The 9,139-nt window shown below is 74.1% G+C and carries 6 protein-coding genes; 1 reads left to right on the top strand and 5 read right to left on the bottom strand.

Features of this window, described 5'->3' with window-relative positions; translation table 11 throughout:
• The coding region (locus tag HKK72_RS31535) for a DEAD/DEAH box helicase (protein WP_261987396.1) at positions 1 to 949 on the bottom strand (949 nt) is incomplete at its 3' end.
• Positions 950 to 1,073: 124 nt separating this feature from the next.
• Here HKK72_RS31535 and HKK72_RS31530 point away from each other — a divergent pair.
• Positions 1,074 to 5,870, top strand: coding sequence for a HEAT repeat domain-containing protein (locus tag HKK72_RS31530; protein WP_187238084.1), 4,797 nt, complete (start codon positions 1,074 to 1,076; stop codon positions 5,868 to 5,870).
• A gap of 99 nt (positions 5,871 to 5,969) precedes the next feature.
• On the opposite strand, the gene HKK72_RS31525 is transcribed toward HKK72_RS31530, so the two are convergent.
• From HKK72_RS31525 to HKK72_RS31510, 4 genes are all read right to left on the bottom strand, one after another.
• The gene (locus HKK72_RS31525) at positions 5,970 to 6,383 is read right to left on the bottom strand and encodes a hypothetical protein (RefSeq protein ID WP_187238083.1); all 414 of its coding nucleotides are present in this window, start codon (positions 6,381 to 6,383) and stop codon (positions 5,970 to 5,972) included.
• Positions 6,376 to 6,741, bottom strand: coding sequence for a hypothetical protein (locus HKK72_RS31520; protein WP_187238082.1), 366 nt, complete (start codon positions 6,739 to 6,741; stop codon positions 6,376 to 6,378). Before HKK72_RS31520 ends, HKK72_RS31525 begins: the two co-directional genes overlap by 8 nt.
• A 345-nt stretch (positions 6,742 to 7,086) precedes the next feature.
• Positions 7,087 to 8,697: a cation acetate symporter gene (locus HKK72_RS31515; protein WP_187238081.1), complete on the bottom strand. Its 1,611-nt coding sequence runs from the start codon at positions 8,695 to 8,697 to the stop codon at positions 7,087 to 7,089.
• Positions 8,694 to 9,023 carry a DUF485 domain-containing protein gene (locus HKK72_RS31510; protein WP_315987549.1) on the bottom strand — a complete coding sequence of 110 codons (330 nt, stop codon included), beginning with the start codon at positions 9,021 to 9,023 and terminating at the stop codon, positions 8,694 to 8,696. The genes HKK72_RS31515 and HKK72_RS31510 overlap by 4 nt, the downstream gene beginning before the upstream one ends.
• Between the last annotated feature and the right edge of the window lie 116 nt (positions 9,024 to 9,139).

Here is a 9,139-nt window from a genome sequence, read left to right as displayed (position 1 = left end):
GGTCGGTGCGCGGTTCCCTGGCCAGTCCCGAGTCGACGACGACCCGTACGCCAGGCAAGGTGAGGCTGGACTCCGCCACCGAGGTGGCCAGCACGACCCGGCGCCGCTCCCCCGGCCGCAGCACCGCGTCCTGTACGGCGGCGGTCGCCTGGCCGTGCACCTGGAGCACCTCCACGCCGGCCAGCGCGCCCGCGACCTTCGCGATCTCTCCCACACCGGGCAGAAAGCACAGAACGTCGCCGTCCCTCTCGGCGAGCGCCCGCCGGACGGTCGCGGCCACGTGATCGAGCAGCGCCGGGTCGACCCGCATGCCGTGCGGCGGTCGCGGGGTACGCGGCGGCGGGGCCCAGACCAGGTCGACGGGATGCAGCACGCCTTCGGCCGACACGACCGGTGCCGGGCCGGGTGCGGCACCGCCCGGCAGGTTCCCGCCGAGCAGCCCGGCCCACGGCCCGGTGTCGGCGGTCGCCGAGGCGGCCACCAAGCGCAGATCCGGCCGCAGCGCCGCGCGCGCGTCGAGCAGGAAGGCGAGTGCGGTGTCGGCGTCCAGGTGCCGTTCGTGGCACTCGTCGAGCAGCACGACCCCCACGCCGTCCAGCTCGGGCTCGCGCTGGAGCCGCTGGAGCAGCACCCCGGTGGTGACCACCTCGATCAGCGAGCCGGGCCTGCGTTCCCCGCGCACGGCGAAGCCCACCCGGCGGCCGACCGGCTCGTCCAGCAGCCAGGCCATCCGCCGGGCGGCGGCGCGGGCCGCCAGCCGCCGGGGCTCGGCGACGATCACGCGGCGCGGCCGGCCCGGGTCGCCGGTCAGCTCCGGCAGCAGCCCGGCCAGCGCGAGCGGCACCAGCGTCGTCTTCCCGGTGCCCGGCGGCGCGGTGAGCACGGCCGTCCCGGCCTCCGCCAGCGCCGTGTGCAACAGCGGGACCGCGTGGCGAACCGGCAGGCCCATCAGCTCATGACGCACCAGGCCAGTCTGCCGGACGGCGGCCGTGGCCCGGACGCCGAGGACTCCGCCCCCACTCGTCTCCTCGACGGGCTCCCGCCGCCGCGGACCCCACGATCTAGGATCGGCGATGATGACACCGCCCAGCGAATCCGTCCTCGCCGCGCTCGGCCGCGCCGACGTGGGCGAGCTCTCCGCCGGCCTCGACGCGCAGGCCTGCACGCCTGGCGTACTGCGACGTCTCCTGCGCCACGACGCGCCACGGGTGCGGCAGCTCGGCCTGGTGCGGCTCACCGAGCTGGTCACGGTGGCCCGGTCCGGCGGCGGCGCTGGGCCCGCCGAGCTGGCCGAGCTCGCACGGCTGTTGCCGGCCTCGCTGGACGGCCGGCCCGAGGCGGCGCTTTTGCAGGCCCGGCTCCATCTGCGGCTGCGGCGGTATCTGCGGCCGGGCGGCGTCCCGCCGTGGCGGGCGGCAGGGCTGCCCGCCCGGGTGCAGATCGCCTGGCTGTGCGCCGAGATCGCGGACCGGCCTGCGGCCATCCGCGACGAGCCCGCCGGTGAGCTCCTCTACCAGGCCGTTCGCGGCATCGCCGCCGACGACGTGGACGATCCCTCCGTGCTCGTCGTGGAACTGATGAGCGGCGCCGACCCGGTGCTGTGCGCCGAGGCGCTTCGGGTGGTGCGAGAGGCCCTGTACGGTGCGCTGCTGACGCCGGCCCGGGCCCGAGCGCACGTGGCCGACCTCGCCGGCGTCGCCCACGCCGAGGTCGCCGCCGCCGCGCTGCGCGAACTGGCCGAGCCCTGGGCCGCGCTCGATCCGTTTCCGCCGGAACGCCTGCGCCGGTTTCTCCGGGCCGCTGCCGCCGAGCCCGAGGTGGCCGACGCCGTGATCGAGGCCGCGGCCCGCCACGGGCACGCCGATGTGCTCTGGGACCTCGCCGCGATGCCGGACGCACCGCCGCGACTCCGGCGGCGAGCGCTGGAGCTGCTCGGTGAGGTGGCCGGCCGGGATGACATCCGGGAACTCGCGAAGACGGCCGCCGAGGATCCCCTGCTGTTCGGGGCGCCCGCGGTGGCCGGCCTGCGCAGGCTGCACCGGCGGGGCCATTTCCCCGGCGGCGCCGACGCCCCCACGGTCGTCGATCTGGCGCTGGCCGACCACACCATCTCGGCGGCGGAGATCGCGACCGTCCTGTTCACCTGCCGGCACGAGGCACTTCGGGCGCTTACGGCGGCGGCACCGGAAGACCCGTCCTGGCCACGACGGCTGGAGCTGATGGTGGCGCTCGCCGGGCAGGGCGCCGGCGACCTGCCGGTCGGTGCGGCGGTGACGGAGCTGCTGCCCTCAGCACCCGACCCCGCTCCCTTCCTGTACGCGCTACGCGCGCTGCGCCATCAGGCCGCGGAACACGCGGTCATCGCCATGTTGCCGCGCGCCCCCGCTGCGGCGCTCCACGCCCTTCAGGCCGTCGGCGGGCGGCCGACGGTCATCGCGCTGAGAGAAGGGCTCGGGCTGAGCGGACCGTACGGCGGCGGCGCCGAGCCGGCGCCAGTGGCCGTCGCCGCCCACCTGCGGCCGGTACGGCACCGGGCGCTGGAGTTGCTGTGGCAACTGACCGATGATCCCGAGCAGCGGCAGGCGCTGCTAACGCGCCTGACGCCCCGGGACCTGCCCGGCCGGATCGCCGCCGACCTCGGCGCGCCGGACGATCGGGAGCTCGCGGTGCTGAGCTCCGACCTCGACCCCGGCCGGCCGGCGGAGGCCTTGTGCACGCTGGCCCGCAACGGCGGCGCGGGCACGGCGGCGACCATCGCCGATCTCCTGCTGAGGATCGTGTCCGGTCTCGCCGCCTCGTGGGAACCGGGCGGGCCCGCCGGCTCCCGGCCGGCCGACGGAGCCGGGCCGGCCGCCGAACCCGCCGTACCGCACGAGGTCGTGGCCGCCGTTCGCGGTCTCGGCCGCCGGCTGCACGAGCGGGGCCGGATCCGGCCGCACTGCCTGCTCGACGCCGCGGACGGGGAAGCGGCGGGCCACGCGCTCGTCGCGGGCATCGCGCTGGATCTCCTGGACCGGCCCGGGCTGCGGACCGGCGAGCAGGCGATCCTGCTCGATCTGCTGCACCAGGCGCCCTATCCGGGCACCCGGGCCCGCGTGCACAGGCTGCTGCGCCACCGGGACCGGCACGTGCGCAAGCACGCCATCGCGCTGCTCACCCTCGACGCCGAGGGTGCGGACGCGCAGGCCCTGTCGGCGAGCCTGATCGCGCTCACCACCGCCGGTGACGCCCAGACCGTGCGGCAGGCCCTGCTCGCGCTCGGTCACGCCCGGGCCGGCTGGGCGTGCCACGCGATCGCGGCGTGCCTCGACCACCCCGACATGAACGTCAAGAAGACCGCCGCCGGTGTGCTGGCCCGCGCCGGCACGCCGGTCGCGGTGCCGAGGCTGCTGTCCTGGCTCGGCCGCCATGACAACCCGGGCCTGCGCGACGCGCTCACCGGCGCGTTGCGCGCCATCCTGGGCGACGCCTATGCCGCGACCGTGCTCGCCGCGGCCGACCGCGACGGTGACGAACGGACCCGTACGCTGCTGCTCCAAGCCCTGTGCGGCAGGCTCTCGGCCCGCGCGGTCGGCGCGCTCCTGGACCAGGGGTCCCCGGCCGGGCCGGCCCTGCTCATGCTGATCGCGCAGGGACGGCTCCGTCTCGGCGCCGGGACGGCGGAGGAACTGGCGGACCGGTTCGCCGCGCACGGCATCGACGCGGCGGCCGCGGCACCTGCGGTGCGCGGTGACGATCCACCGGACTCCCTCGACGCCGCCGTCCGGCTCCTCGCCGACCGCGGCTGGAACGCCGAGACCGCGCGGCGCCTGGTCGAAGAGCATGAGCGCGACCCCGGGCGGGCGTCCGCGGACCGGCTCTCCGCGGTGCGCCCGATGCTGGGGAACTGGCTGGACCTCGCCGTCGCCGGACCGGCGGGCCGGGGCCCGGTCCTGCGGCTCACGCTGCGGGTGTGTCCCGAGCCATGGACGGCCGCCGAGATCGAGACGTTCACCCGGTCGGCCCGGGTGCTCACCGCCGGGCTCACCGACCTCGCAGGCCCCGGCCGGGACGGGCTGCTGGCCGTACTCGAGAAGGTGGCGCCGAGGATGCCGGCCGCAGAGGCGCTCGACCTCGCGGCCCTGGTACGCGAGCTGCCGGCAGGATCCGGTGGGGGCCGGTCCCCGCTGACTCTGCTGCGGGAATGCGGCGCGACGCTGACCCGCGGCGATGTCGAGAACGCGCTGGCCGGCGTCCGCAACGGCCCCGATCCCTGGCGGGCCGAGGAGGGCGTACTGCGCGAGGCCTTCATGGTCGATGAGCGACCGGGATCGGGATCGCGGCGGGGATCGGCACCGCGACAGGGCGGGCCGGAGCCCGCCGAGACGCGTGAGTGGCGCGCCGCGCTCCGTGCCGCCGCGCGCTCACCCGGGGCACTCGGCGAGTTCCGGCGCGATGGGGAACCCGCGACCCCCGGCTCGCGTGACCGCCTCGACGCGCTGATCGAGGTGTTCCCGTCAGCGGACGCGGTGACGCGCGAGGCGCTGCTGGACTGGATGGTCGCGCTGCAGCCCATCGACGCACCGGCCTGGACGATCGCCGAGAACGCCGGCCGTCCCGCTCCGCCCGTCCGGGCACCGCGCCCCGGCGACCTCGACCAGCCCCGGTCCGCGGCGCTGCGCGACCGCCTGCTCGCCATGCTGGACGCCGCCGACCCGGCCCGGCGCGACGCCGCGGCGCGCGCCCTTCTGGACTGGCCCGAGCCGGAGATCAGGCTCACGCTGCTCTGGGCGTTCCTGCGCGGCCGCGTCGATCTGGCGCTCACCCCCGGCCTCGCCCGTGCCCTGAACGCCGTGGACGTGGCGGAACTCGGTGGGGGCGGCCCCGGCGGCGCACGCGATGACCCCGCACGCGATGAGCCCGTGCGCGATGAGCCCGTGCGCGATGAGCCCGTGCGCGATGACGCCTTGCGCGAACGGGCTGCCCGCGTCGCCGCCCATCTGGACCCGCCGGATGTGGAACGGCTGATCCCCCTGTTGCTGCGTTGGTGGGAGCGGGGCGGGCCGGCCACCCGCGCGTCGGCCGAGCGGGCGCTGCGCAGGGTCGCACCCGATGTGCTCGCCGAGGCTCTGTCCGAGCGGCTCGGCGCGGGCGCGTGGGGCTTCCTCGACCTGATCGCGGGCACGCCGCTGCTGCGCACTCCGGCGCTCGCCGAGGCACGCCGGCGACTGACCGCTGAGGGCCGTGACGACCTGCTGGACCGGCTCGTGCTCGTGGAGGGACCCCTGCGGCACCCCGAAGCGGCCGGGCGGGACGCCGCCACCCTCGCCGCGCTGCGCGACCGGCCTCGTCCGCCCGCGGGGCCGGCCGGCATGGAACCGCCGCGCGAGGAGCTGCTGGAGCTGGCCCGCACCGGCCGGCCCGAGCAGGTGCGCCGCGCGCTCTCCCGGCTCGCCGAGCCCTACGAGGGCCGACCGGCCGGGGACGGGCACGCGCTCCGGGACGTCCGGTTCGAGGAGGTGCTGGCCGAGCTGGCCGATCACCCCGAGGCGAGGGTCCGCCTGCACGCCCACCGCATCGCACGAAAGGTGCTGGACCGGCCGTCCTATCTGCGCCGCACCATTTCGCTGCTCGACGACCCGCAGCCGGACGTGGTCCGCTCGGCCGTCAAGACGCTCTCTCACGCGGCGTACGAACCGGCCGTCCCGGCGGTGGTCGGGCTGCTCACCCACTCCCACCCGAACGTGCGCAGAGCCGCCGTGGACGGGCTCACGCTGATCGGGACGGTGGCCGTCCCGGCCCTCAGGCACGCCGCGGGCCGAGCCCGCCCGGATCGGCGGCGGCTCTACACGGCCGTACTCGAAAAGATCACTATGGCGGCGGAGGGGTGAGGATCGGCGGCACGCTCGTCGCCGGACCGGCGATCCGTGTCGCCCCACCGCGAGCGTTGGACCACCCGCCACAGGACGAGTAATGGGCCGCCGGTCGCGTCACGAGTCGATGATCGCGGAGGCCGACCGGCGCAGCCAGAGGAGTCCCGCGATCGGCAGCACCAGGGGGATGAAGCCGTAACCACGGCCGAAGCCGGACCAGACGGTGGCGTCGGGGAACGCGGCGGAGTCGACGAGGCTGAGGCCGCCGACCGTCAGCACCCCGGCGAGTTCCACGGCGCACGCGACCACGGCGACGCGGCGGGCGTCGCGGGCCAGTGCCACCGTGGCGACCAGGTAGATCACCGCGGCCAGCGCCGACAGCAGGTAGGCCAGTGGCGCCTCGTCGAAGCGGGTGGCGATCTGCACGCCCGACCGGGCGCCGGCCGCGATGGTGAAGACGACGTAGACGAACACGAGCGCCCGTCCCGGTCCAGCCGAGAGGGAGCGCGGCGGCCGGGTGCGCTCAGCCAACGGTGCCCTGCCAGATCTGCTGCATTCTCATGATCACGACGGGGACGACCAGGCAGGCGACTCCCGCCACCACGGAGCCCCATCGGGTGCGCTCGGCGACGCCGAGGAAGCCCCCGATGGGAAGGATGATCAGCGAGCCGACCAGGTAGCCGATGAAGACGGTGAGGTCTTGGGGCTGCTCGCCGCCGGCCAGTTTCACCACCGCGATCACGGCCTGCACCAGCAGCCCCGCCTCGACCACGGCGAGCGCGGCGAGGTGCGACCAGCCGATCGGCCGGTCGCGCCCGGCGGGCACGAGTGTCCACGCCGCCGCGGCCAGCGAGATGACGATGAGCGCCGTCGCCAGTCCGTCGATCACCGGTCCGCCTCTCGCTTCCGCACTTCGTTCTCCACCGGGCCTGGGCCGGCCGCGCCTGGCTCCGGGAGTGCCGCCTCCGGGCAGATTACTACAAGCCGTAGTAGTTCAGTCCGGCGGCGCGACCCACGGGCCGCACCAGGAAGCAAGCCTATCGACGCCCGCTCGTCGCGGATCGTCGCCCCGCCGTCGTCGCCCCGCCGTCGTCGACCGGGGCCGCGGCCCGGGAGAAGTCGCCCGCGGCCCGGGAGAAAGGGACCGGCCGGCCGCGGGGGTCAGCGCGGCCGGCCGGTGGGCGGGGAGAGATTGGTCAGGGTCGGGGCCTCGATCAGGAGGCCGGGGTTACGGTCAGTGGCGCACAGCGCCTTCGGCGTGCGCGCCGGTAAGCGCGCGGACCTCGATCTCGGCGTACTTCGCGGGGTTCGTCTCCTTGCTGAGCACGGTGCCGAGCCAGCCGCAGATGAAGCCGATCGGGATCGACACGAGCCCCGGGTTCTCCAGCGGGAAGTAGGAGAAGTCGACGCTGGTGAACAGGGCCTTCGGCCCGCCCGACACCACCGGCGAGAAGAACACCAGGACCACCGCGGACCCGAGCCCGCCGTAGATGGCCGCGACGGCGCCGGCGGTGTTGAACCTCTTCCAGAACAGGCTGTAGAGGATCGCCGGCAGGTTTCCGGACGCGGCGACCGCGAAGGCCAGCGCGACGAGGAACGCCACGTTGAGCTTCTGCGCGAAGATTCCGAGGATGATGGCGACGGCACCGATGACCAGGGCCGAGATGCGAGCGACCCGCACCTCTTCCTTGTCGGTCACGTTGCCCCTCTTGATGACGTGGGCGTAGATGTCGTGGGCGAAGGAGGAGGACGAGGCCAGGGTCAGGCCCGCCACCACCGCAAGGATCGTGGCGAACGCGACCGCCGCGATCACCGCCAGCAGGATCGTGCCTCCCACGTCACCGAAGATGAGCTCGCCGATCTTCTCGGCCAGCTGTGGCGCCGCGGTATTGCCCGCCGGGTTGGCCGCGGCGATCTCCTTGGTACCGACCAGTGCGGCGGCGCCGAAGCCCAGAACCAGGGTGAGCAGGTAGAACGTGCCGATGATCCCGATGCCCCACAGGACCGACTTGCGGGCGTCGCGCGCGGTCGGGACGGTGTAGAAGCGGATGAGGATGTGCGGCAGGCCGGCCGTGCCGAGCACCAGCGCGAGACCCAGGCTGATCAGGTCGAGCTTGCCGGTGAGGCCCTGTGCCTCGGTCGCGTAGCGCAGCCCCGGCTCGAGGAACGCCTCGCCCTTGCCGCTCTGCTCCGCGGCGTCGCGCAGCAGGGTGGAGATGTTGAAGCCGAACTTGCCGAGCACGAGCACCGTCACGAGCGTCGCGCCGCCCATGAGCAGGACGGCTTTGACGATCTGTACCCAGGTGGTGCCCTTCATCCCGCCGACCACGACGTAGATGATCATCAGTGCGCCGACGAGGACGATGGTGGCGGCCTTGGCGAAGTCGCTGGTGAAGCCGAACAGCAGCGCCACGAGCGCACCCGCGCCGACCATCTGGGCGAGCAGGTAGAAGATCGAGACGGTGATCGTGGAGACGCCGGCCGCCGTCCGCACCGGGCGCGGGCTCATCCGGAAGGCCAGCACGTCGGCCATCGTGAACTTGCCGGAGTTGCGCATCAGTTCGGCGACGAGCAGCAGCGCGATGAGCCAGGCCACCAGGAATCCGATGGAGTAGAGGAAACCGTCGTAGCCGAACAGCGCAATGAGGCCGGCGATGCCGAGGAACGAGGCGGCGGACATGTAGTCGCCGCCGATCGCCATGCCGTTCTGCGCGGCCGAGAAGGACCGGCCGCCGGCGTAGAAGTCCGTGGCGTCCTTGGTGTGCCGGCTGGCCCAGATCGTGATGACGAGAGTTACCGCGACGAACAGCAGGAACAGCGCGATGGCGAGCGCCTCGTGGCTCATTTGGCCTCCCCCTCGACCTGATGGCGGATCTTGTCGGCCAGCGCGTCGAGCTTGGTGTTGGCGCGCCGGGCGTACAGCCAGGCGATCAGGAAAGTGGAGACGAATTGCAGGATGCCGAACACCAGGGCGATGTTGATGTGGCCGATCACCTTGGTGCCCATGAAATCGCGCGCCCAGCCGGAGAGGATGACATAGAGCAGGTACCACGCGAGGAACGCCACCGTCATCGGAAAGGCGAAAGAGCGAAATCGTCGGCGCAACTCTTGGAAGTCTGGGCTCTCCTGGGTCCGTTCGAAGACGGTCCCTTCCTCTTGTGCCGTGCTCACGAAGCCTCCTGACCATGTGATGCGAGTCACCACACCGTAGGGGGCACCGGTTCGGGTGAGGAGGGGCCGGTCGGCAGGCCGCCTCCGTACTGCGGCCATCCGCAATCACGCGCGAC

The organism is Actinomadura sp. HBU206391 (assembly GCF_014323665.1).
In the GTDB taxonomy this organism is placed as follows: Bacteria; Actinomycetota; Actinomycetes; order Streptosporangiales; family Streptosporangiaceae; genus Actinomadura_C.
This window is presented reverse-complemented; position numbering and strand designations above follow the sequence as displayed.